The 23,507-nt window shown below is 61.6% G+C and carries 23 protein-coding genes and 2 pseudogenes; 18 read left to right on the top strand and 7 right to left on the bottom strand.

Going from position 1 to position 23,507, the window contains the following annotated elements:
* Positions 1–3: 3 nt before the first annotated feature.
* Complete coding sequence (locus tag BN9444_RS09815; protein ID WP_233423576.1) at positions 4–477, bottom strand: DUF3099 domain-containing protein; 474 nt, start codon at positions 475–477, stop codon at positions 4–6.
* A 49-nt stretch (positions 478–526) separates the two neighbouring features.
* Here BN9444_RS09815 and BN9444_RS09810 point away from each other — a divergent pair, with 49 nt between their 5' ends.
* The 7 genes from BN9444_RS09810 to BN9444_RS09780 all read left to right on the top strand — a co-directional run bounded on the left by BN9444_RS09810 (position 527) and on the right by BN9444_RS09780 (position 8,142).
* Positions 527–781 (top strand): DUF3039 domain-containing protein, encoded by a 255-nt coding sequence (locus BN9444_RS09810; RefSeq protein WP_066486456.1) that lies wholly within the window; start codon positions 527–529, stop codon positions 779–781.
* Complete coding sequence (locus BN9444_RS09805; protein WP_066486451.1) at positions 778–2,544, top strand: DEAD/DEAH box helicase; 1,767 nt, start codon at positions 778–780, stop codon at positions 2,542–2,544. The genes BN9444_RS09810 and BN9444_RS09805 overlap by 4 nt, the downstream gene beginning before the upstream one ends.
* 139 nt (positions 2,545–2,683) lie before the next feature.
* Positions 2,684–3,499 (top strand): endonuclease domain-containing protein, encoded by an 816-nt coding sequence (locus BN9444_RS09800; protein ID WP_068801832.1) that lies wholly within the window; start codon positions 2,684–2,686, stop codon positions 3,497–3,499.
* Positions 3,500–3,907: 408 nt separating this feature from the next.
* Positions 3,908–4,216: a FeoA family protein gene (locus tag BN9444_RS09795; protein WP_231725009.1), complete on the top strand. Its 309-nt coding sequence runs from the start codon at positions 3,908–3,910 to the stop codon at positions 4,214–4,216.
* The gene (gene feoB, locus BN9444_RS09790) at positions 4,213–6,195 is read left to right on the top strand and encodes a ferrous iron transport protein B (RefSeq protein WP_066486438.1); all 1,983 of its coding nucleotides are present in this window, start codon (positions 4,213–4,215) and stop codon (positions 6,193–6,195) included. Before BN9444_RS09795 ends, feoB begins: the two co-directional genes overlap by 4 nt.
* A 20-nt stretch (positions 6,196–6,215) precedes the next feature.
* Positions 6,216–6,488 carry a hypothetical protein gene (locus BN9444_RS14815; protein ID WP_068802193.1) on the top strand — a complete coding sequence of 91 codons (273 nt, stop codon included), beginning with the start codon at positions 6,216–6,218 and terminating at the stop codon, positions 6,486–6,488.
* Positions 6,489–6,897: 409 nt separating this feature from the next.
* A complete protein-coding gene (locus tag BN9444_RS09780) occupies positions 6,898–8,142 on the top strand; it encodes an NAD(P)/FAD-dependent oxidoreductase (RefSeq protein ID WP_066510153.1) in 1,245 nt (414 codons plus the stop codon).
* Between the two features lie 66 nt (positions 8,143–8,208).
* Here BN9444_RS09780 and BN9444_RS15185 read toward each other — a convergent pair whose 3' ends face one another.
* Entirely contained in the window at positions 8,209–9,087 is an 879-nt protein-coding gene (locus BN9444_RS15185) for a hypothetical protein (protein WP_233423575.1), read from the bottom strand.
* Between the two features lie 237 nt (positions 9,088–9,324).
* Positions 9,325–10,377, bottom strand: coding sequence for an AbrB family transcriptional regulator (locus BN9444_RS09765; RefSeq protein WP_068801831.1), 1,053 nt, complete (start codon positions 10,375–10,377; stop codon positions 9,325–9,327).
* A 175-nt stretch (positions 10,378–10,552) separates the two neighbouring features.
* Here BN9444_RS09765 and BN9444_RS09760 point away from each other — a divergent pair, with 175 nt between their 5' ends.
* The 8 genes and pseudogenes from BN9444_RS09760 (at position 10,553) to BN9444_RS09725 (ending at position 17,871) form a co-directional block, all read left to right on the top strand.
* Positions 10,553–11,533, top strand: coding sequence for a Bug family tripartite tricarboxylate transporter substrate binding protein (locus tag BN9444_RS09760; protein WP_066486427.1), 981 nt, complete (start codon positions 10,553–10,555; stop codon positions 11,531–11,533).
* Entirely contained in the window at positions 11,530–12,159 is a 630-nt protein-coding gene (locus BN9444_RS09755) for a tripartite tricarboxylate transporter TctB family protein (RefSeq protein WP_066486425.1), read from the top strand. Before BN9444_RS09760 ends, BN9444_RS09755 begins: the two co-directional genes overlap by 4 nt.
* Positions 12,160–12,162: 3 nt before the next feature.
* The gene (locus tag BN9444_RS09750; protein ID WP_066510155.1) at positions 12,163–13,692 is read left to right on the top strand and encodes a tripartite tricarboxylate transporter permease; all 1,530 of its coding nucleotides are present in this window, start codon (positions 12,163–12,165) and stop codon (positions 13,690–13,692) included.
* 337 nt (positions 13,693–14,029) lie between these two features.
* Positions 14,030–15,257: pseudogene (locus BN9444_RS13660) on the top strand (IS3 family transposase).
* 170 nt (positions 15,258–15,427) lie between these two features.
* Complete coding sequence (locus tag BN9444_RS09740; RefSeq protein ID WP_066512887.1) at positions 15,428–16,135, top strand: hypothetical protein; 708 nt, start codon at positions 15,428–15,430, stop codon at positions 16,133–16,135.
* Positions 16,136–16,303: 168 nt separating this feature from the next.
* Entirely contained in the window at positions 16,304–16,672 is a 369-nt protein-coding gene (locus BN9444_RS09735) for a hypothetical protein (RefSeq protein ID WP_066512894.1), read from the top strand.
* Entirely contained in the window at positions 16,672–17,142 is a 471-nt protein-coding gene (locus BN9444_RS09730; protein ID WP_066486402.1) for a hypothetical protein, read from the top strand. The genes BN9444_RS09735 and BN9444_RS09730 overlap by 1 nt, the downstream gene beginning before the upstream one ends.
* Before the next feature lie 141 nt (positions 17,143–17,283).
* Positions 17,284–17,871 (top strand): CAP domain-containing protein, encoded by a 588-nt coding sequence (locus tag BN9444_RS09725; RefSeq protein WP_066512897.1) that lies wholly within the window; start codon positions 17,284–17,286, stop codon positions 17,869–17,871.
* A gap of 100 nt (positions 17,872–17,971) precedes the next feature.
* On the opposite strand, the pseudogene BN9444_RS09720 reads toward BN9444_RS09725, so the two are convergent.
* From BN9444_RS09720 to BN9444_RS09710, 3 genes and pseudogenes are all read right to left on the bottom strand, one after another.
* Positions 17,972–18,448: pseudogene (locus BN9444_RS09720) on the bottom strand (response regulator transcription factor); the annotation flags it as partial.
* Positions 18,449–18,680: 232 nt separating this feature from the next.
* Positions 18,681–20,240: a hypothetical protein gene (locus BN9444_RS09715; RefSeq protein WP_066486381.1), complete on the bottom strand. Its 1,560-nt coding sequence runs from the start codon at positions 20,238–20,240 to the stop codon at positions 18,681–18,683.
* A gap of 36 nt (positions 20,241–20,276) precedes the next feature.
* Positions 20,277–20,837: an ImmA/IrrE family metallo-endopeptidase gene (locus BN9444_RS09710; protein ID WP_082723184.1), complete on the bottom strand. Its 561-nt coding sequence runs from the start codon at positions 20,835–20,837 to the stop codon at positions 20,277–20,279.
* A gap of 39 nt (positions 20,838–20,876) precedes the next feature.
* Here BN9444_RS09710 and BN9444_RS09705 point away from each other — a divergent pair, with 39 nt between their 5' ends.
* The 3 genes from BN9444_RS09705 (at position 20,877) to BN9444_RS09690 (ending at position 22,821) form a co-directional block, all read left to right on the top strand.
* Positions 20,877–21,179, top strand: a complete 303-nt coding sequence (locus BN9444_RS09705; protein WP_068801830.1) for an IS3 family transposase — start codon at positions 20,877–20,879, stop codon at positions 21,177–21,179.
* Entirely contained in the window at positions 21,176–21,574 is a 399-nt protein-coding gene (locus BN9444_RS09700) for an IS3 family transposase (RefSeq protein ID WP_084759296.1), read from the top strand. Before BN9444_RS09705 ends, BN9444_RS09700 begins: the two co-directional genes overlap by 4 nt.
* A 13-nt stretch (positions 21,575–21,587) precedes the next feature.
* A protein-coding gene (locus BN9444_RS09690) for an IS3 family transposase (RefSeq protein ID WP_199872861.1) occupies positions 21,588–22,821 on the top strand; the annotation gives its coding sequence in 2 pieces (ribosomal slippage) (positions 21,588–21,877 and positions 21,876–22,821; 1,236 coding nt in all).
* A 185-nt stretch (positions 22,822–23,006) separates the two neighbouring features.
* Here the strand turns inward: BN9444_RS09690 and BN9444_RS14810 are convergent.
* A complete protein-coding gene (locus BN9444_RS14810; protein ID WP_156452999.1) occupies positions 23,007–23,387 on the bottom strand; it encodes a hypothetical protein in 381 nt (126 codons plus the stop codon).
* Positions 23,388–23,507: the final 120 nt, after the last annotated feature.

The raw sequence follows: 23,507 nt of genomic DNA, 5'->3' as shown, positions 1-23,507 counted from the left end.
CCTTTACTGAGTGTCGTCGTGGTCGATGGTGCGGGAGGCGGGCAGCTCGGCGGTGCGTTCACGCTCAAGCTGGGCGTAGTGCTGTTGCTGCTGGCGGGCGAGGGCGGGGCGGTAGACCATGCGCTCGCGCTCGTCGCGCTTCTGGCCGCGGCCGTTGCCGAGCACGACCGCAATCCACGGCAGCGGCACGGAGACGGCCAGCGCGATGGTCGCGGCGAGGTACCAGTGCATGACGAGGAAGAACGCGCCGAGCAGGAGGGAGGGCACGCGGAGGAACTGGAGAAAAGCGTATTGCTTCTCGCGGCGGAGGCGATCCTGGCCGGGGCCGACCTTCGCGTCTGTAATGAGGGTACTGCGGCGGGCAAAACGGCGGCGGGGAGCTTCCTCTGCGACGCCCTCAATAATGGAGGGATCGCTAGACGACGATCCGGTCATAGGATCGTCTGGGGTGTCGTCGCCATTGTCCCGAGTGCTCATGACAACCCAGCCTAGCCCCTAGAGTCGCATTTTTTAACCCTCGTGGGGCATGATAGGTCGAGTGAGTACTACGACGACGAAGACGATTGAACGCCCCGACGTTCGTGAAGAGACGTCGACGGGTGATGGCACCCCGAAGTTCTTCCACTACGTGCGCAAGGACAAGATCCTGAATTCCGCTGTGAGCGGCGAATACGTCGTTGCACTGTGCGGCGAGACCTTCCCGGTGACCAAACAGGCGAAGCCGGGTTCTCCGGTGTGCCCGGACTGCGAGAAAATCTATAAGGGGCTGCGTCGTAAGTGAGCGCCCGCCGCGGTCCTTTGCGCGCCTGGCAACAGGCGGCATTGGACAAATTCTTGGCAACCAAACCGCGTGACTTCATGGCCGTGGCAACGCCGGGTGCCGGTAAGACGACGTTCGCGTTGCGCATTGCCACGGAGCTTATCGATGACCGCACGGTCGACCGCGTCATTGTTGTGGTCCCCACGGAGCACCTCAAGGTGCAGTGGTCCCACGCCGCCGCGCGCGTGAACCTGTCGCTGGACCCGAACTTTAAGAACTCGTCTGCGGTCAACCCGGCGTACGACGGCATTGTGGTCACCTATGCCCAGGTAGGCATGCACCCGTTCAAGCACCGCGCCGTGGCCTCGTCCAAGCGCACGTTGGTGATCCTTGACGAGATCCACCACGCCGGCGACGCAAAAAGCTGGGGCGACGGCGTGCGCGAGGCCTACGACGACGTGGAGCACCGCCTGGCGCTTACAGGTACGCCGTTCCGTTCCGATGACTCGCAGATCCCCTTCGTGCGCTACGAGCAGGACGGTGAGGGCCACCTCGTTAGCCAGTCCGACCACACCTATGGGTACGGTGACGCGCTTGCCGATGGCGTCGTGCGCCCCGTGGTCTTCCTTTCTTACTCTGGCGAGTCGCGCTGGCGCGATTCCGCCGGCGAGGAGCATGCCGCCCGCCTGGGCGACATCCTCAACCCGGAGCAGACCGCCCGCGCGTGGAAGACGGCGCTGGACCCCAAGGGCGAGTGGATTCCTACCGTTTTGAATGCGGCACACACGCGGCTTATGCAGATGCGCCGCAACATGCCGGACGCCGGCGGCCTCGTGCTCGCCACGGACACGCAGACCGCCCGCGCGTACGCGAAGATCTTGAAGAAGCTGTCGAATACGCCGGTCTCCGTCATCCTCTCCGACGATCCGACGTCCTCGGACCGCATTGAGGAATTCTCCCAGTCCACCGACGAGTGGATGGTCGCTGTGCGCATGGTTTCTGAGGGCGTCGACGTCCCGCGCCTGGCCGTGGGCGTCTACGCCACCTCCGCGTCCACGCCGCTCTTCTTCGCGCAGGCCATCGGCCGTTTTGTGCGTTCGCGCATGCCGGGCGAAACCGCGAGTGTCTTCCTGCCCTCCGTCCCCGTGCTCCTGGGCCTGGCGGAGAACATGGAAAAGTCCCGTGACCACGTCCTTGGTGCGGAGAAGTCCCCGGATAAGGAGGGCTGGGACGACGATCTGTTGGCCGAAGCCAACAAGAAGAAGACCGAGCAGGACATGCTCGAGCCGACCTACGAGTCCTTGGGTGCGGAGGCTGAGTTCTCCGGCCTGCTCTTCAACGGCTCCCAGTTCACCACCGGCGATATCACGCAGGAAGACCAGGACTTCATCGGCATCCCCGGCCTCCTCGACGCCGATCAGGTCAAGGACCTGCTGCGCAAGAAGCAGTCCGATGAACTCGACCGCCGCGAGCAGGAAGAGAAGGCCAAGCGCGCCGCCGAGGCCGCCGAGGCCCACCGCCGCGAAATCTTCGGCCTGCCCAGCGCGCCGCAGAACCGGAAGCCCGCTGCTTCCGATGCCGCTGGCGAAGCCAGCGGTGTTGTCGATGAGATCGCCGAGCTGCGCAAGGAGCTCAACACCTTGGTCTCCATCAAGGCGCAGAGCTCCGGCCGCCCGCACGGCGCTATCCACACGGAGGTCAGAAAGGCCTGCGGCGGCCCGCCCACCGCACTGTGCAACGCGGAGCAGCTGCAGGCGCGGATTGATTTTCTGCGGGCTTGGTAGAGCGCAGGTGCTCTCGCTTGTCGAAACGTGAATGAGTCGCCGAAAATCGGGTGAATTTTCGGCGACTCATTCATACTTGTGCTGCACGCTCGGGCGCCTTCGGTTAGGCTGATGCTCACAACACACGGGGGAGATCAGCATGGGGATTGTTGACAGAAAATTTCCGGGGGCTTTCAAAGTAGGCCAGGGCCTTTACTTGCCTGAAGAGCCGACGCCGGAACAGCTCGCGGCGCTCGCTTGCGAGAGGGGTGCGTATCTAACCGGCGAGAGCGCCGCACAGGTGCTGCTGGGTGAACAGCTCACCTTTCCGCTGCGCTTGGTGAGTCGCACATCGCTACCGTCTTCGCAGCTATGGACCGTGTCGCGACGGAACCGGTTGGTGTACCTCACGCGTGGCGACCTTAAGATCCTGTATCACCCCCTCGCCGTGGCCGATATCGCCAATGACGACCGGGCCATTCGGCTGCTCGCGAGCCGCTACGGCGGAAAGAGGGGACAGAGGTTGCTCGACGAGGATCTCTCGCACGTGCGCGAGCTTCCCAAGCGGACGCGGGAACTTATCAACCGCGCCGCGGTCGGGGCTGAGTCCCTGCTCGAGCGCACTGTCGCCCGTGCACTGCGGGAACATGGCGTCGAGGTAAAAGTCAATCACCTGATCGGGCTTTACCGCTGGGATCTGGTGATCCCGAAAACGAAGGTCGCAATCGAACTTGACGGATTCAAGTTCCACATCCAGCGTGACGTGTTCATCCATGACCGCTGGAAGAATAATGATGCTGTCCTGCGCGGCTGGACGACGCTTCGATATTCCGGTTCTTGCGTGAAACATCATCTCGAGGACGTGGTGGGGCAAATCCTCTCAGCGAAGGCCCCGCGACTGAGCGAGCGGTGGCACAGGCTCTTCGTACGGCAGTGGCATTGGGGTATGCACGACGAGATGGTTGTTCTGGAATGACGGAACGTGAATGAGTAGCGAAAAACAGAGTGAGTTTTCGGCGACTCATTCATACTTCGCAGTCCCACCTGCCGAAGGGGACGCATGCCGCTGCACTCGGCCGGTGCATGCGGCCAGCGTTCCCGTGAATTCGCGAGTGCAGTTCTCAGAATTGCCCGAGACGAGAGCGGCCTGCACGACGGTCAGGCCGCCGCGGTAGCGACTTTCAAGAGGCAGGCAGCGACGCGGGAACACCCTGCACAAAGTGCAATTGATGGCCGCGTACCGCGGCGCCGAAACAAGGAGGGGATCCACCCCTGGGTGTGACAAAGTAGTCAAGCCAAGGATCGCCTTCCTAAGGCAAGCCTTCGCGATTTAAACTACCGATGAGATTAATTATCAGCCTCACTCATTGACGAGGAAGTCCTCATGGTTATGTTGTCGCTTTTTGCCACCGGCCACCGCGCCGCGACTTCTGCACCGCTGCCTGGCGCGGTCGAGCGCGAATGCACTGCCCGCGCCCACCTCCTGCCCGTCGGCGCCGAAGCCGTGCTCACCAGCGTCGCCCGCGTCACGAATCCGGCGCTGGCCCTTCGCCTGCGCGAGCTCGGCTTGCGCGAGGGCGCGACACTCACCATTGGCAATAAGACGGCCGGCGGCGGCCGCGTCGTGACCGTGGACGGCTGCCGCTACGCCCTCGACGTGGCGACCCTCGCGAGCCTGGACGTCCAACGATGAGCACCACACACAAAGCCGCCAGCTGTCACAGCAATGCCGGCGGGGCAGTAGCTCCCGCGGGTGCGCCTATCGTCGCGCTCGTCGGCGCACCGAACTCCGGCAAGTCCACGCTCTTTAACGCGCTCACCGGTGCGAAGGCCCAGACCGGCAACTGGCCAGGCACCACCGTCGAGGTCGCCCGCGGCGCCTGGCGGCTCAGCACAGCGCACGACTGCGCGTGTGCCGGGACCAGCGAGTGCCACTGCCCTCACCAGGCGCAGGCGATCGACCTCATCGACTTTCCTGGCGCGTATTCGCTCGACCCTATGAGCCCGGATGAGGAGCTCACCCGGGACATGCTCATCAGGCATCCGGTGGACGAGCGTCCCGATGCCGTCGTAGTCCTCGTCGACGCCACCGCCGTGGCGCGCGGTCTCAACATGGCGCTGCAGGTTGCGGAGTACCCGCACCGCGTCGTCATCGCGCTGAGTAAGACGGACACGGCCGCCGCCCGCGGCATCACCGTGGATGTCAGGAAGCTGGAAAAGCAGCTCGGGATGCCCGTCGTCACTGTCAACGGACGCACGCGCTCCGGCATCGCAGAACTAGAGCGCGCCGTCCGCGCAGCACTGGCCACGACTAAGACCACCCTCCGCACCTCCCATGATCCCGACGATCGATTCCGAGATGTCGATGCTGCTGTGAAGGCCGCCGTCACCCGCGGTCCCGCCGCGACCACCGCCACGGAGAAGATTGACCGCTTCGCCCTCCACCCGGTCCTGGGGCCCATTCTCTTCCTTGGCGTCATGTGGCTCGTCTTCCAGATCACCACCACTGTCGCGGCACCGCTGCAGGATGGCCTCGAGGCGTTCATCCTGGGGCCAGTCTCTGATGCGGCGCGCGCCGGGCTCGAAAAAGTCGGCCTGGGCGGGGGACTGGTGGAAGGCCTCCTTGTCGACGGTTTCATCGGCGGCGTGGGCACCGTGCTCACCTTCGCCCCGCTCATGGCGCTCATGTTCATCTGCCTGGCCGTGCTGGAGGACTCCGGCTATATGGCGCGGGCGGCGGTGGTCACCGACCGCGTCATGCGCGCCATCGGGCTGCCGGGCAAGGCGTTTATCCCCATCATCGTGGGTTTTGGCTGCAATGTCCCGGCGATTGCCGCCACGCGCGTGCTCGCCGCGCCCAGACAGCGCATCCTCACCGCACTGCTCATTCCATTCACGTCGTGCTCCGCGCGCCTCGTCGTCTTCCTCATGCTCGCGCAGACCTTCTTCCCGGCGCATGCAGGCAGCGCCGTCTTCACGATGTACGTCGTCTCCATCGCACTCGTCGTGCTCACCGGCCTGCTCCTGCGCCACACGCTGTGGCGCGCCATGCCCGCCGAGGCACTTGTCATTGATTTGCCCTCCTACCAGCTGCCCACCGCGCGCCTGGCCTTGTCCGTCATGTGGATTCGTCTCAGAGGATTCCTGCGCACCGCCGGCGGCATTATCGTCTCCACCGTCATCGTCATCTGGCTGCTCATGGCCATCCCCGTCGGCACGGACGCCCGGATTGGTGAGGTCGCCCCACAGGATTCCGCGTACGGCACCGTCGCGCGCACCATCGCCCCGGCCTTCGCGCCTGCTGGCTTTGACTCGTGGTCGCTCACTGGCCCGCTCGTCACCGGCTTCGTGGCGAAGGAAGCGCTTATCTCCACGTGGGCGCAGACCTATGCCGTCGCGGACGTCACGGATGCTGATCCCACCGAGCAAGCCGCCAGCCCCCTCGCCAGCAGTATCCGCGCTGACTTTGAGGCGGCATCGGAAGGCCATGCTTTGGCCGCGGTGTGGGCCTACATGCTCTTCCTGCTCTCGTACACCCCGTGCGTGGCGACCATCGCCGCACAGCGCCGCGAAATCGGCTGGCGGTGGACCCTCTTCGGCTTCGGCGTGCAGCTCGCCTTTGCGTGGACGCTCTCCGTCATCGCCTTCCAGCTCCTCAAGCTGGTGCTGTAATGTTCCGCCGCAGCCTTCCGATGCCCCCATCCCTCCCACCGTCCCGCGCCGTCACCGCCGCGTTGGCCCAGGGAATAAGCGGAACCCCGGCGCTGGCCGCCGCGACCGGGCTCGACGCCGAGACCGTCGACCTTGTCCTGGCGCACCTCGAGGCCACCGGCGAGCTCACGCGCGCAGCGCTCGGCGAGTGCGAAGCCACCAGCTGCGACGGCTGTTCCTGGGCCGGCAACTGCGCAGCCCACGTTCCAGGCCGCACGGTTCCCATCGAGCTGCACCTTCACCGCCCGGCTTAGATGGGGAGACAAGGACAACCTCTGGTTCCACGGCGGTAACCTCCACCAGTCGCGCCACTATTCGCGCTACCTCGCGCTCCAGTTGAAGGCCCGCTACGAGGGACTTGACACCCCGGTCTACAAGCTGGCCGAAGTCCATCACCTCCGTTAACAGTCACCACATACAGCGCCGCCATCCTTCCTTGATGGCGGCGCTTCGCGCGCGCCGGGCCATAGGTCACCCCACCGCACCGAGCTATTAACCACCATCGCCGAGGCCCCACAACACCCACTCAATCGAGACGTCATTTCGCCCCACACAACCACCAACACGGTAGTAATATGTCTCACAATTAACACCCCACTGTGCGCGCCCCACAAGGGCTCTACGCACAACACACCCACTCGACACCCTGAGAGGAAGCATTCCATGGCAGCACCCCAGTCCACCCCACATTCGATCGTCGTCGGCGCAGGCATGGTCGGCTTGTCCACGGCCTGGTTCCTCCGGCAGAAAGGCCACGAGGTCACCGTCATTGACCGCGATGGCGTCGCAGCCGGTTCCTCCTGGGGCAATGCCGGGTGGCTGAGCCCCGGCAAGACCATTCCGCTCGCCAACACGGAGCTGTGGCGCTACACCCCGCAGGCCTTCTTCAATCCGGATGCCGCCCTCCACGTCCCGCTTCCGCCCAGCCCGCAGGTCATCGACTTTGGCGTGCGTTTTATGGCGCACGCCACCCAGAAGGCCTGGGATAAGACGATGGCTGCGCTCACTCCCATCGATCTCAAGGCACTCGACGCCTATGACGAGATGGTCGACGGCGGCGTCGAGTCCTGGACGAAGAAGAGCCCGTTCATCATCGCCTTCAAGAACGAGCAGGAGGCCGAGGGGTTTATTCATGAGGTCGAAGGCGCCGTGCGCCACGGCCAGGACGTCCCGTTTGAAGAGGTCGCCAATCCTCGCGAATTCGTGCCCTTCCTCAGCGATAACGCGCAGCTCGTCTTCCAGCTGGGCAACCAGCGCTACTTTGAGCCGGGTCCGTTCTGCCACAAGCTTGCCGATGCCCTCCGCGACCGCGGCGTCACCATCCGCACCGGCGCCTCCGTCGTGGACGTCCAGTCCACCCGCAAGCCCGTGGTGGAGCTCTCCACCGGCGAGCGTCTCCAAGCCGACCACGTGGTCCTGGCCACCGGCGCGTGGCTGCCCAAGCTCGCCCGCAAGCTCGGCGTGCGCACCCGCGTCCAAGCCGGACGTGGTTACTCATTCAGCGTTGATACCGGCGCGCACCCCGCCGAGTATCCCGTCTACCTGCCCGCGCAGCGCCTGGCCTGCACCCCGTACGAGGGCCGCTTCCGCATTGCCGGCACCATGGAGTTCCGCGATGCCGACGCTCCCTTCGACCCCAAGCGCGTCCAGTCCATGGTCAAGGCCGCCAAGGAAATGTTCACCGGCCTCAACTTCGACAACCGCCAAGACGAGTGGGTGGGCTCCCGCCCCGTCACCCCGGACGGCCTGCCGCTTATCGGCGTGACCAAAGCCCCCAACGTCTTTGTTGCCGGCGGCCACGGCATGTGGGGCGTCGTCTTAGGCCCCGCCTCCGGCCGCGCCCTCGCTCACCTCATTGAGACAGGGGAGACCCTGCCGGAGATCCGGGACTTCGACCCGCTGCGCTAGCAAGCCCGCCCTGCTTGCCGATGCCCCTCGCGACGCCGAGCCCCCAACCTCGGCGTCGCGTGAGTTTTACACCCCGAGCAACGAGCGCAGCTGGCGCATGATGGGCTGAGCCTGCGGCAGCTGCAGCGCGCCCGCTACGGCCGCGATGATCGCAAGCACACCCAGGATCGGACCCGCGATGGCTGCCTGCGAGGACACTGACTCCGGAACCCGGTTCGACGGGTCGTCGCTGGAGAGCGCAATCTTTTCCTCAGAGGACAGGATGTCGGCATCGCTGGCACCGCCGGTGGGGTAGTCGACGATGGAGGAGCCGATGGTGCCCTTCTCGCAGAACTCCACGGCTTTCGCGTCTGCGGCAGCGACTGTCTTCGACCATGCCGCGTACTCCGCGGCGGTCTTGGGATCGATTCCAGCAATCGCCTTCTTCAGAGCGTCACTGCGCTCGGACTCGGCGGGCAGCACGGGCATAAGGTGAGAGTTGGCTTCGCCAGAGCTAATCATGTCGACAGGATCCTGGGCGAGCTCGTGCGTCGTGACGACACCTGCTTCTGAACGCTCCGAGTCCATGATGAGCAGCAAGTAGTTGTCGATTTCATCCTTCGTGTAGCCAGCAGCGAGCGCTTCCGCGACGACCTTGTCGGTCGGCGCTTCGTCGTTGAGGCCGCTGTACGCGGCCTGCTGGTACTCGTCAAGCTGCGCACGCGCCTCATCAGAAGATAGGGACTTCTCCATTTCATCGCGCAGTGCGTCGAAGAAGTGGAACGGACCATTGCTGAATTCATTCGTTTCCGCCCACGTGAATTCGCGGGTGCAGGTGGAGGTGTTTCCGGAGACGATAGCGGCATGTGCCGGCGCGACAACCGTTGAAGCGGCAATTGCAACACCAACACCGAGGGCAACAGCGCGCGACTGAGTGTGCAGAGAAAGACGAGAGTCTTTAATCATGAGAAGAGTGTAATCCTTGCAGTGATCCTCGGGGTGGTTTTGGTCGCACATTTGCATGCGCCTGACTTGTCTTGGATGCGTCTATGCCCAGGGACTTCATCGGAGCTGTGCTTTAGCGTCTGGCTTGGTGGGGACAAAGTCTGACCCTACGGCACGTAATGGAGACTATAAAAGAGTGCGTCGACACGAAACGTGGAGCACGAAAACGCGTGGTCGAGAAACACCGTGCGGTACGGGCTAGCGACGCCGCGTGAGGAAGTTAATGATGGGGGCGAGGTAGCCCGCGATCAGCATGATGATCGTGACGCGGATGAGCTGTAGCGTAATGATGGTCGGGCTGTGCTCGGCTTCCGTGGCAAGCGAGATGACGGTCTCCAGTCCGCCCGGGCTGGTGGCCAAATACGCGTCAAAGTAGGGGATGCCCAGCCATTCCATGATTCCCCACGCAGTGAGAGCGCACGCCCCGATGGTCGCCGCCACAGCGGCGAGCACCATCGGAATTTGCTTGGCGAAGAGCTTGAGCGTTGCTGGCGTGATGCCACCACCGCACATAAAGCCGATGAGGATATGCGAGGCCACTTTCATCTCCCACGGCAGTGCAATCGTGGCATCGGGGAGGAGCGCCGCGAGCCCTACAGTGAGCAACATCGGGGCAAAGAGGTGTGGAGCGGGCAAGCGAAGGAGCTTGCCCAGATGCGGACCTGCTACAGCAAAGACGACGAGGAGCGCCAAGACGCCAGGGCTCGAGATGTCCGAGTTGGCGGATGCGTGCGGTGCGTTCTCACCGTGGTCAAGGAAGCTACCCAGAATCGGCAGCGAACTCGACACGATAAGGAGGCGCAGATATTGCGTAAGCGAGACCAGCTGGAAGTGCGCACCGGTCTCCTTGGCAATAGCGGGCATGGTCGACGACCCACCGGGAAGCAGGCACAGGATTCCCGTTTGGCCGGAGATACTTGGCTCCCGTTTCGCGAGGAGGAGGCCAAAACCGAAGCCAATCGCGATGGTGAGGATCGAGACGAGGAGGCCTGGCAAAGCGACGGCGGTGAGCTCATCGAGTGTCGCTACCGCCATGGGGATGCCTGCCAGTACGCCAATGACACCCCGCGCTGACTTGTCAATCAGGCGGTGAAGCGGGAGTTCGTGATGTGTCGTCATCGCCACGGTGGCAGAGGCGAGAATGCCAGCCAGAATCCACGCGGCGGCGAGCCCGAAGTAGGAAAAGAGAGAACCGAGCAGCAGCGCGAGAACAATCGCTGCTGTCCAGCGGAAGAACTTCGGAGCACTCACAGAAAAGAATCCTACGTCACACAGATTTACCTTGCGGGTTGATAGACCAAATGAATGTAATTCGGCTCTCGCTCCAGGGGAGCGGGTGTCCTCCGTCACAGGAGACGCTACATTGTGTATCCAGGCCCCAACAAGAGGCTAAAGGTTATGACAACGCTCTCCCCAAGGAATAAAAGTGAAAAAGGCACTCACACCGATACTCGCGGTCGTGGCGCTCGTACTCACAGCAACAGGACTTTGGTTCTCTGCTGCCGTGGGCTCGGGCGCTACATCGCGTTCGTCACTCACCATCATCGCCGGTGCGAATCCCGGTGGTGGTTGGGATACGACAGCTCGAGCCATCCAACAAGTCGCTCGTGACCACAACATTGTGGGCAACGTCCAGGTCGTCAATATTCCGGGTGCGGGCGGCACGATTGCGCTCACTAAGCTCTCGGAGATGACGGGTAACGAGAATACGATTCTCGTCACCGGTGGCGGCATGATTGCCTCCGCGGAAATTGCGCAGCCCGGCGTCCAGATCTCGGATGTCACGCCCGTCGTGAAGTACACCGAAGAATATTCGGTGGTGGTCGTCCCCGCAGACTCGCCCTTCCAGACGATGGAGGACTACGTCGCGGCATGGAAGTCCAACCCGCAGTCTATTGCGGTGGGCGGTGCATCCATCGGTAACACGGACCACTTGCTCGCGTCGAAGACGGCACTCGCTTCTGGTCTCACCGTTGACGAAATGAAGTACATCCCGTTCGAAGGCGGCGGCGATCTGCTCAACTCGCTGCTCTCTCACTCCGTCGATGTTGGTTACACGGGCTACAAGGAAGTCCAGGACCAGGTCGAAAACGGCACGCTGCGTGTCCTGGGTATCTCCTCGGCGGAGCGCCAACCAGGACTCGATGACATCCCCACGTTCACGGAGTCGGGCGTCGACGTTGTTGCGTCGAACTGGCGTGGATTTGTCGCGCCTCCGGGAATCAGCGAGGAAGCTCGCCAGGAGCTCACGAACATCCTCCAAGAAGTCCATGACACCGAGGACTGGACGCAGATGGCCGAGCGCAATAGCTGGTCCGACGCGCTGGTCACCGGTGATGACGCAACCCGCTTCTTCGAAGAAGAACACAAGAACGCAATCGACCTCGTGGAGGTGCTTGGACTATGACAACGGCAACGAAAGTAAAGCCGGACAAGACGCCGGCGAAGCGCAGCTACGGCGAGCTCGTGCTTGCCGCGCTCCTGGGGCTTGTGGGCCTGTGGATGCTGCTGGGTCGCTCGACCATCCAGGTCATCGGTGAGACCATCCCCGGCCCGCTCTTCTTACCTACGGGAGTGGGCATCGGCTGCCTTGTGCTCGCCGCAGTCCTGGCGGCGGATGTCTTCGCTAAGCCGCAGCGCCTGCGTGACTCCACGCACAATACGTCCAGCAACGTCTCGACGGACCTGCTTGATGACCTCGGCGGCATCGACGAAGACGAGCGTCACATCTCCACGCTGAGTGACGACGCGGACGCAGACCTCCCGCCCAGCGCGGAGGTCGCCAACCCGCCCACGGACTGGAAGACGTGGGGTGCCGTCGTCGTGGCCTTCGTCCTCACCATTGCGGTGCTTCCGTACCTGGGGTGGATCCTCACCTCGTCGCTTCTCTTCTTCGCCATCTCCCAGGTATTGGGCGGCAAGAACTGGCCGCGCGATCTCGCTATCAGCTTCATTGTGGGTTCAGTGACCTACTTCATTTTCGCCTTGGGTCTGGGACTCAATCTTCCGGCCGGCTTCTTCGGAGGTATCTAAATCATGGAGCAACTGACTTCACTCATTGCGGGCTTCGGCGCGGCGCTCACGCCAGCCAACCTCATCTACCTCGTTATCGGTGCCGTGCTTGGTACTGCGGTCGGTGTCTTGCCCGGCCTCGGCTCGTCGATGGCAGTGGCCCTGCTGCTGCCTATCGCGTTCACTCTCGATCCCACCGGTGCCTTCATCATGTTCTCGGCGGTCTACTTCGGTGGTCTCTTTGGCGACTCGACCGCAGGCATCCTACTCAACACGCCGGGCCAGGCCTCGGCCATTGCCTCCTCACTCGAGGGCCACCGCATGGCTCGCGACGGACGCGCAGCCACGGCCCTTGCGACCGCTGCGATTGGTGCGTTCATCGGTGGTTTCATCTCGACGCTCATCGTCGCGTTCTTCTCGCCGTACCTCGTCCTGCTCGCCACCCAATTCGGCCCGGCGGAGTACTTCGCGCTTGCTGTCTTCGCATTCTTCGCCATCTCCTCGGTCGTCTCGGAGTCCATCATCCGCGGTCTTGGCGCACTCGCCATCGGTCTTGCATTGTCCTTCGTTGGTATCGACGGCCCGTCCGGAACGGAGCGCTTTACCTTCAACATTCCGCAACTCTTCGACGGCATCGATATCGTCGTCGTGACCGTCGGCCTGCTCGCGGTGGGGGAAATCCTCCACACCGCAGCGACCATCAAGGTCTCGCCGCCTGACTTCAAGCTCGGCACCACCAAGGCGACCATGTCTAAGGCAGACTTCCGTCGCGCGCTTCCATCCTGGCTGCGCGGCACAGCGTTCGGCGCGCCGTTCGGTCTCATCCCAGCCGGTGGTTCTGAGGTGCCGACCTTCATGGCGTACGGCACGGAGAAGCGCATCGCGAAGAAGAAGGGCCAGACGGACTTCGGCACGACTGGCTCCATCAACGGCCTTGCTGCACCGGAAGCTGCCGGCAACTCTTCTGCAGGTACGTCGCTGGGTACCTTGCTCGCCATCGGTCTGCCCACCTCTGCGACCGCAGCCATCCTTCTGGGGGCGTTCCAGCAATTCGGCCTGCAGCCCGGACCGCTCCTTTTCGAGCGCTCCGGTGACCTCGTCTGGACACTCATCGCGTCGCTCTTCCTGGCGCTCGTCGTCCTCGTGACGCTGAACCTGTTCCTTGCACCGATGTGGGCAAAGCTGCTCTACATTCCGCACAACTACCTCTACGCCGGCATCGCTGTCCTGACCACGCTGGGTGTCTACGCAGTGGGTGCCTCCATCGTCGACGTCGCCCTCATGCTCGGCTTCGGAATTCTGGGCTTCCTCATGCGCAAGTACAACATGCCGGTCGCGCCGGTCCTTATGGGCTTCATCCTCGGGCCGCTGGCCGAGGTTGAGCTTCGCCGTGCGCTCACCATTTCCGGTGGCGAGCTCTCCGCGCTTGCCGATGGCCCCATTTCCATCGGCATTTACATCTTCCTCGCCGGCGCAGCCATCGTCACGGTTGTCCAGCACCTTCGCGGCATTCGCCGCGAGCGTAAAGCTGCTCAGGAACCAGTCGCTGTCTAGTTATCGCTAGCTAGACATCGCACATCCTTTATTTGGGGGCATATGGCCCGAAATAGACAGGGGTTTGGTCTAGCCAGCGGTTATTTCCGGGCGTGGCCGAGCTGTGTTTGGTACCAGCCAGCGTTTGTATAGGAGTATGCATGCGTACATCTGGTTGCAGGCCCAAGTGCAATTCGAATCGCCCCTCTCTGAGTAGACTGAGCTAGCTTGTTGAGCCGAAGGGATACCGGTGTGTCCGCGAAACAGCGAAGCAAAGGTTGAAGCCAATATTCACGTGGGTGGCGGGGGTGAAGCGTCCTGGGTTTAGTTCCTACCTCAGCTAAGGAAGGATTGAACTATGCCTAGAAAGTATTCCGTCGAGTTCAAGGAGAAGGCGGTCCATCAGATCATCGAAATGGTCCGCCTGGAGTCTTGCTCACTCCAACGCGCCTACACGGAGGTCGGTGAGCTCCTTGGAGTATCTCACCACACGTTGCGGGCCTGGTACCGTGACAGCGCTTCAGTACGTGATGACTCTGACGCTTCAGGCGGCGAGACAATGGAAGAAGAGCTTGGGGCGTCTGCGCCGTGAAAACCGCGAACTAAAACGAGCAAACGGGATTCTTAAGACAGCTTCGGCTTTTTTCGCAGCGGAACTCGACCGACCCACGACCAAATGATCTCCTACATCGACGCGTACAAAGATCAGTTTGGGGCCCGGGCCCATCTGCAGAGTTCTAAAACAGGCAGATCGTGGATTCATCACCTCTCGTGGCTACCGCAAGGCGACCACTCGTGTTCCCAGCGCAAGGACCTTAAGCGATAGCCTGCTTATCCCAGAGATACAGCGTGTGCATGCGGAGAATTTCTCGGTCTACGGCATCCGCAAAATGTGGCACGCGATGAACCGTGAAGGCTTTCATATCGGCCGCGATAAGACTGCACGACTGATGAAGCTAGCAGGTGTTTCCGGCCGCCGACGTGGGCGAACCCCTGTGACAACGATTAGCCCGAAGACACCGGATCATCGCCCGGACCTTGTGTGCCGAAACTTCCGTGCGCAGGCACCAGGCAGGTTGTGGGTTGCCGACATTACTTACGTTCGCACCCTGTCAGGATTCGCCTATACCGCGTTTGTCGTGGATGTATTCAGCCGAAAAATTGTTGGTGTTGCTACACGCTCGACGATGCGTACCGATGCGCTGCCCATGGAGGCTTTGGAGCATGCGTTAACGACTGCAGGACGAATCCATGGAAACCAGTTAATTCACCATAGTGATCGGGGCAGCCAGTATGTGTCACTGAAGTATTCCACTGCGCTAGCGGAATCCGGAATCCGTCCGAGTGTGGGAACAGTCGGCGATTCTTATGACAATGCTCTAGCCGAAACAGTCAATGGTCTCTACAAGGCTGAACTGATTCATGCCCGGGGCCCGTGGACGTCGGTCGGAGAAGTCGAATTGGCCACCTTGCGGTGGGTGCATTGGTGGAACACCAAGCGGCTTCATGAAGCTTTGGACTACGCTACCCCACAGGAAGTAGAAACCGAGTACTATCTCACCCAGCCCATCAACACAGGGCCGTAAAAGAAGCGGAACTAAACCCAGGACGCTTCAGGGGTGAGTATTTATCGGGTGTGCCCCTTTTGTGAGCTTGTGTCACCATCACGTGGGGGTAGTCCCCGACACACTGACACTGACTACCAGTAGGGTGGGGACACTGAATTAGTGATAGCGACCATGAGAAAGGCTCGACGATGACCACCCCGAATAATCCTTACGGCGACTCCGCATCGAACAGCGGGTTCGGCGCGAATGGTGCTGGCGATGGTGCCGCGAACGGTGCGACGTCCTCGAACGGTTCCACGAACCCCGGTGCCGGTGCTGGCCAGGGTCTGCCCAATTACGGCTCGAGCGACGCGAACCCGACGGGTACCTCGAATCCGGCTGAAGGCACGGGCAGCACTGCTTATGGTGCAGGTGCCGGTGCAGGCGCTGACTATGGCACTGGTGCGGGTGCTGGCTACACGGGCTACGGCGCAGCAGGCACGCCTGGTGCCACAGGTACTCCGGGCTACGGCCAGGGTTACCAGGGTGCTGGTGACTGGGGCGCGGCTGCGGCACAGAAGTCGAAGCTTGCGCCGTGGGCACTTGGCGTGGGTATTATCGCGCTGCTGTCGTGCCTGTTCATCATTCCGCCCGTCGTATTGGGCCCGATCGGCATCATCTTGGCCATCGTCGCGCTCGTCATGGCGCGCAAGCTGCCCAAGGAAGCACGCCGCACGTGGATGTCTGTTACGGGTCTGGTGCTCTCCGTCCTGTCGCTGCTGTTCTTTGTTGTCCTCGCAGTTGCTGTCATGGGTATCTTCGACAGCGCGAACCTGGAAGAGTGCATGAACATCACGGATCCGGCCGAGCAGCAAAAGTGCGTCGAGGATAACGTCAATAGCTCCTTCGGTCAGTAAGGCCGCTGCTGCGGCGTTTCTTGTCGCACGAACCCCGCTGAGGCTCATTCATTGAACTGTCGCCACGCGGGGTTCTTTCACGTCTTGAAGCGGGAAAGAGAAACAACCGTTCGAAGCCCAGTGTCCGGTCGCGGGGTCGTGTTGGGGGTGGGCTCTACGGTAGGGAACATGAATAAGAAGTACGACCCAGTTGCTGCTGAGCAGCTCCCCGGGCAGCCCACAGAGCAGCTCGTGGCGCACCATGCGGAGCAGCCTGCGGTGCCGTCCGCACCGGCGACACAGCCACTCACAGTTGCTGATGTGGCGAAGCTGCGGTGGTTGCGCGCGCAGATTCAGGGGCCGGTCATCTTGGCCGAATTTCGTGAGGCGACGCTCGATGCCGTCGCGGAGTATCGCGTGGACCGAGGCAAGAGCGTGGGCACCGCCGTCATCATTACGGTGGCGGCACTCGTGCTCGCCGCGGTGGCCGTGCTCGTCGGTATCACCATCATGCAGGGCGCGGCCGAGTGGATGCAATCCCTGAGGGAGGGCAGCTAATGAACTCGAAGAGTAGCGGCTGCGGCGGGATTATCGCCTTCGTCTTTCTCATCGCCATTGCAGTATGGGCGCTTGCCATTGCGCTGTGGGTCGCGGGTTTGGCCGTGGCCGTGGTCGGTGTGGGCTACGCCGGGGTGCTCATCTACCGCGCGTGGAAAGACACCGGCAAGGGCGCAGTACAGGACGAGCTCGACGCGGAGATTGTCGCGCTGGGCGTGGAATCCGCGGCGGACCTTGATGCGCTCTTGCTGGAGTGGGACTACGCGGCGGTCACCCAGGGCATCGGAAGCCCGTTGCAGGAGGCCTTCGCACAGGACCCGCGCATGGCGGAGCGCATCCGCGAGCAGATTATGGCTGCGGCGGTGCGGGTGCGCACCGCCCCGAATGAGCCGGAGCGTCTGCGCAGCGTCCTCGGCGCGGAGGAGCTGCGGGTCAACGTACAGGCACTTCTGCGTGACGGTCCAGGATGACCGCCGCCCGTGGCCCCGATAAGGGGCACGAATGGCGCCTGTCATAATCCTTAAACTAAACTGAGTGCTCGTTAAGGCTTTTCTTTCTCAGTCTGCTCAGCACCCCTATTTCCTTCATCGTCTCTTCAGGAGTGAGTTTTTATGAACGTCAATATGAATATTGACATCAACAAAATCATCGGCCTTATCGTTACGGTGATTTCGATTATCGGCGCCATCATCGGCGCGGTCCAGGGCGATACTGCTTCCTCGAGCATCAGTGGCAATGGCACCGCGCAGTCGGGCGGGACCAATTCCCAGCCGGCACCGCAGCCGGCACCGCAGCCGGCACCGAAGCCGGTGGAGCGCACGCCGGAGCAGGTGCGTGCGTCGCTTATGCGGCAGCTCAACGAGTTCCGTGCCTCGCAGGGGGTTGCACCCGTGTCTGAGTCTGCGGAGCTCAACGCCATCGCGCAGAAGTGGGCCGAGCACGAGGCCGCGCAGGGCACGTTCAACCACAGCACCCTGAAGTGCTGGACCTACACGGATTGCCCGCACGAGCACATCGCGATCGCCGGCGACCCGACCGCGGCCATCGATGTCTGGAAGCGCTCGAAGGATGGTCACCGCGAGGGCATGTACTACACGACCTCCGTTGCCGTGGGCCATGGCTTCGCGAAGTACACCGCGGGCCCGAACAAGGGCGACTGGATCATCGTGCAGTTCTGGCATGACCACAACGAGCGCTAACGCTTGAATGCGGCGACCTCACCTTCCCATGGTCATATGGGAGGTGGGGTCGTTGATGTTCTCCGGTGTTTTTCGTGAATGCGCAACGGGGTTGTGCAGACTAGACGAGGCGGTAGCCGGAGCCGCGGACGGTCTCGATGCGCTCGGGGCCGATTTTCTTGCGCAGCGTCCGGATATAGACGTCCACGACGTTGGAACCAGGATCGAAGTCCATCTCCCAGACCATGGAGAGCAGCTGCGCGCGCGAGAGAATCTGGCCGGGGTGGCGCAGGAAGGTCTCGAGCAGGCCGAACTCGCGGCGGGAGAGGTCTTTGGACGTGCCGGCGACCTCCACGCGTTGGGTGCGCAGGTCGAGGCTCACGTCCTCGTGCGTGATGGTGAAAGTTTCGGGAGCTGAACTCGTCTCAGCCGCCGGGGCGCGTGGGGCAAGCCGCAGGCGCACGCGGGCTAAGAGCTCGGCGAACTGGAAAGGCTTGGGCACGTAGTCGTCCGCGCCGCCCTCCAAGGCCTTGACGCGGGCTTCGATATTGGTGCGGGCGGTGAGCACGATTATGGGCACGCCGACCTGGAGGACGCGCTAGACACGAAGGCGGCGTGGAGCCAGATGCACCCCGCTTCGCTGAAATCAAGGAGGAGTCCCACCGGAATAGACAGCGTCACGAGGACAGCGCACGCGCAGCCGAGGCCGACCGCAAAGAGGGCGGGGTAGCAGGTGCGCCAGGTGGCACGTCACCATGGCGAAGCCATGATTGCCGCCTTTCAGGGAGCTCGGGTCTCTACTGTCGATCCTACTTCGGCGCGTGTGAGGCTTACGTGGTCTTATAGACCACGTTCCACCGCCTGCGCATCTCGGAGGTGAGGAAATAACCCGCGGGGCGAGCCAGTTCCTCGTCGATATCGTCGAGAGCCTCGAAGAAGTCCTCCACCTCCTCGTCGATAGGTTCTGCGAGATCAAACCCGCGCAGGACCGAATCCTCGTCGATGAGCACGAGCGAGTTGTCATAGGTCACGAGCACGATGAGGGCACCGAGTTGGGCGGGTGTGTACCGGGGATCGGAGATGAGGTCGGGACGCACGACGGCGACATCGTGGAGAAGACGACGGGTGGCCGTAAGGATTTCCACATCGGCGGTCTGATGGGTGCGGAACCATCGAAGAATCTGTTTGCCGGTCGCCTTGACTCGGTCGACGAGTTCCGGGGAGAGGTCCTCGGTGTTGAGCGCCTCGAGAGGGAGCGGCGACTCGTCGAGGCGTGGGCGTCCCTTCTGCAGCAGAGCGCCTATCGTCCCCTCGGCGTACTCCGGTTCCTCCGTGACTTCTTTGGCGAAGTTCTTGTGCTGCTCCTCGAGCTCCTCCATGAGGCGCGTGTGGAGATCGGCGGGGCGCTTGATCTGCTTCTTCGACCACACAAGGAGGCGTTCCAGAACGAGTGGGAAGGCCTCCAGGTAGTCCTGCGCAGCGATCACCTTGCGGGCGATGGTGTCGAGGACGATCTCGATGCGCAGCGGGGACCAATGAAGCAGGTCGGCCATGGTGTAGTTGGAGGCGATCTCGAAGAGTTGCTCGGCGGCATCGCGATCATCGCCGGTGAGCTTTTCGGCCTTGAGGAACTCCTTGAGGACCTTGTCACGGTCGCTGAAGTCATCGTTTTCTTGACGGGCGCGGGCTGCGGCGAAAGTCTGCCCGTTCGCTGGTGCTTCATTGTCGGGCAGTAGCGAGATGACCCAGGTGAGCAGCGGGCGGTTGAGCGGCCACGACTCGTTCTCATGGGAGGGGATGGTGATTTCGTCGAGGTAGAGTGCGTTGCTGAGCACCTTCTTCAGACCCGCTACTGGGACCGTCATGGTGCGTTCCTGATCCTCATTGCGGCGCATGACGTCGCGGACGGCGTCGAGCGGGAGTGCCGTCGCGAAACAGTCGTAGATGGCGCCGTTGGTCTCCGTGAGGTCGATCGAGACGTTCACGGCCACCGGCTCCGAGCCAGGGATGGCGAGCTCGAGTGCGTAGTAGACGATGTCGCCGGCGTACTGCGTGGACTCGATGACTTCGCCGATGCTCGCCTGGGTGAGGCCTTCGGCCCACGCCGGAAGTTCGTGCTCGCGGGAGGCGAGTATTTCCTGCGTTCGCGACTTACGCTCGTCGTTGGGATCTAGAACTGCCGCCACGGCCAGCGCCATGGTGGACTCCGGAGAATCCTCGCCCCAGAGCTCCTCGAAGTATGTCGTGCCGACGGGCGTGCCTTCATCTATGCCCTCCTCGCGAGCGACGCGCTCGACGTAGAAGAGTCCATTGAGAAACTCGATGAGGTCGACGGGGGATTCGTCGTTGAGGAACTGGCGTACATCCGGTGCAGGCGGTGGTGTGGTCATGCTGGATACTGTACTGTGACGCGACGAGGTGCGAGACTAGACCACCGAAAGGCGTATTTGGAGCGCGAAACTGCGGGCCAATTCGGTGGGAAGGCCAAGCTCAGTCGCCATATCGTGAAGCGAATACTTATCGTTGCCTGCGATCGTGTCAAAGACGCGCGAGCGTTCGTAAAAGGTACGACCGCCAGGTTCAGCGGAGCGGAATCCGCGCAGCGTGAGAATGCGATTGAGCTCCGTGTAGTGCCAGTCTGAGCAACGACCGACTTCGTGCACGCGCCGTGCGGCTGCGATGGCTGAGACGCGAAAGGCGGTTTTGAACTCGAGCAGCCTCTCCAACGATGGGTTGTAGGGAAGATATTCGAAGCACGCCGTGTGCGGAATGAGGAATTCTGCGGCAAAGGCATCGGCCTCGGATTCAGCCTCAGGCGTCGTGGGATCGTTGGGGTGCATAACGAGGCGGCCGAGCTCGTGAGCCAGCGTGAACCTTTCGCCTTCGGGGCTACGGCGACGCGCAGTAAAGATGTAGGGGCGACCGTCATCCCACAATGAAAAGGCATCGACAGGGGACCTGACCCCCGTTAGGTAGACACCTCTGATTCCAGCCAGTGTGGTTGGGAAGGAAGGTAATCTACCACCATGCCCCGCAAGGTTTACACGGAACAGTTCAAACGCGACGCCGTCGCGATGTTCGAGTCGAACCCGGATACCTCAATGCGCAAGGTCGCAGAAGAACTCGGAATCAATCGCTCGACTTTGGGATACTGGTACAAGCAATTCGGCACTAACGTCGCCAAGGATGAAGATGCAGCGTCACCCGTAGAAAAGCTTGCTGATGCGGAAAGAATCCGCCAGCTAGAACGCGAAAACAAAAGGCTTCGTGAAGAGCGCGATATTCTGCGTAAGGCCGCGAAGTATTTTGCGGAAGAGACGACCTGGTGATCCGCTTCCAGTTCGTTGACGACAATCTCGCCGACTACTCGGTCAAGCGGATGTGCACAGTCCTGGGGCTAAATCGGTCTTCGTATTACAAGTGGAAGAACTCGGCTCCACGGCGCCGTGCGCGCCTTGTAGATGACGCTGTGGTGGCCGCGGAGATCCAGGCCATTTTCGACGCTGAAAACGGCATCTGGGGCGCTCGTCGCATCACTGCTGAACTCAACGACCGCAAGCGCGACAACGGCACTACACCTCCGGCTAAGCGCATCAATCGCAAGAGAGTGGCTAGTTTGATGCGGGCCCAGAACCTGTTCGGATTTCAAAAAAGAAGCGCAGGGTCAAGACCACTGCGCGTGACAAATGAAGTGCCCCAGGTTTTGTTCCGTTTGAGTAGATAGGAAAATTTGGAACATGCCGAGAAAATTTGATCAGGATGCGAAAGACTGTGTGGTCCGCCTCGTGGAAGACCGCATCCTGGCGGAGAACATTTCTATGCAGGCAGCCTGCAAGATCGTGGCACCAAAGCTGGGTGTGTCGTGGCACACGGCGAGGCAATGGACGCAGGCCGCTCGTCGCGAAGGACGTGTTGTGGAATCAATGCCCGAGGACCTTGCTGCAGAAAACGCACGGTTGCGTCGCGAGAATCAAGAGTTGCGGGACACCAATGAGTTGTTGAAAGCCGCTTCGGCTTTTTCGCGTCGGAACTCGACCCGAAACGTCGGAAATGATCCGGTTCATTGATGAGTACCGGAATCGTTTCTGCGTCGAGTTCATTTGCCAGACGTTAAACACGCATCGCGAAGGCGGTTTTCTTAGCTCGCGTGGGTACCGCCAATCCAAGGCCCGGGGCTTAAGCTCCCGCGCTCTTCGCGACGCTGCCCTTGTAGAGCATATTCGCGACGTTCATGCTGAAAATTACGGCGTCTACGGGGTGCGGAAGATGTGGCGCGTGCTGCAACGCCGGGGCGTTGACATTGGCCGCGAGCAGACAGCCCGGCTGATGCGCAGCGCTGGACTGTCCGGCAAGGGAAAAGGTGGGGCACCTGTCACAACGCGCAAACCCACAGGCCCGGATCTTCGCCCAGATTTGGTTAATCGTGAGTTTAAGGCTCCTGGCCCTCATCGGCTGTGGGTAGCGGACATTACGTATGTGCGCACCAGGAAAGGGTTTGTGTACACAGCTTTTGTCACTGATGTGTACTCCCGGAGGATTGTCGGGTGGGCGTTGTCTGATTCGATGCGTACTGAGGCGTTGCCGCTGCAGGCGTTGAACCAGGCGATCGTGTGCGCCAAGGAAACGGCGGGCCTAATTCACCATTCAGACCACGGCTCACAATATGTGAGTATCGTCTACAACGAGCGCCTGGCTGAGCACGGAATTACGGCGTCTACCGGCACTGTTGGTGATTCCTATGACAATGCTTTGGCTGAGAATGTCAACGGCTCCTACAAGAATGAGCTGATTCATAGGCGCTCATGGGCCGATGTCGTCGACGTGGAAATCGCGACGTTCGAGCGGGTTAACTGGTGGAACGAATCACGGCTCCACCAGAGCCTGGGCTACCGCACCCCAGCTGAAGTCGAAGCCGAATTTTGGGAACACGACCCCAGTCGAGAAATAATGGAAATCAAGGCAAATGCCTAGGAACAAAACCCGGGGCACTTCACCGTCTGCTTCGAACGACTGCCATTGCCTGATGTCTAGCCCCAAGCGAGTGCATGCTTCCTCAGTGCTGAGACCGCGAAAGGTGCGCGCGGTATCGAGTCGCGTGAAGGAGAGCATGGTTTGGACTTTCTCGTGAAGTGTCAGGCGGCAGGGAAAACGCCAGGTTACATGGCCTGAATGTTGAAGACAATGGAATCATCGTCGTCGGTCGGAATAACCTTCATCGTAACATCGGACGGCTCCAGGTCTGGCAGGAGGATGCGCAATTCCCACGCGGTGACACGGCCTTCTTCCAAGGCAGAGGGGTAGGACAGTTCGTGAGAAACATGGCCATCATGGTGAACGTGGTACAGGTAAAACCACGTCCCGCGGAGCTTACTGATCTCAACCGACTTACTAGGGGTTGGCCGCAGATCAATTTCTGAAAACAGAACTAGTTGATTGGCAGTTGCTTTGGCCGTTTCAGGGCCACGCCGGTGCTTAACGTCAGGTTGGGCATCCTTATTGCCAGTGGCCGCAGTCCCGGCGACACACGTAATTTCCACGCCTCTTTGTGCGTGAGTAACGATAGGCCGGTTCTTGGGTCGCTGTGGAGGGCCCGACCCCTGGAAAGTAGACACCGTGGGGTGAACAAAATGTAGGTTAAGCTTATCAGACCTTAAGCG

Source organism: Corynebacterium phoceense (genome assembly GCF_900092335.1).
GTDB classification, from domain to species: Bacteria; Actinomycetota; Actinomycetes; order Mycobacteriales; family Mycobacteriaceae; genus Corynebacterium; species Corynebacterium phoceense.
This window is presented reverse-complemented; position numbering and strand designations above follow the sequence as displayed.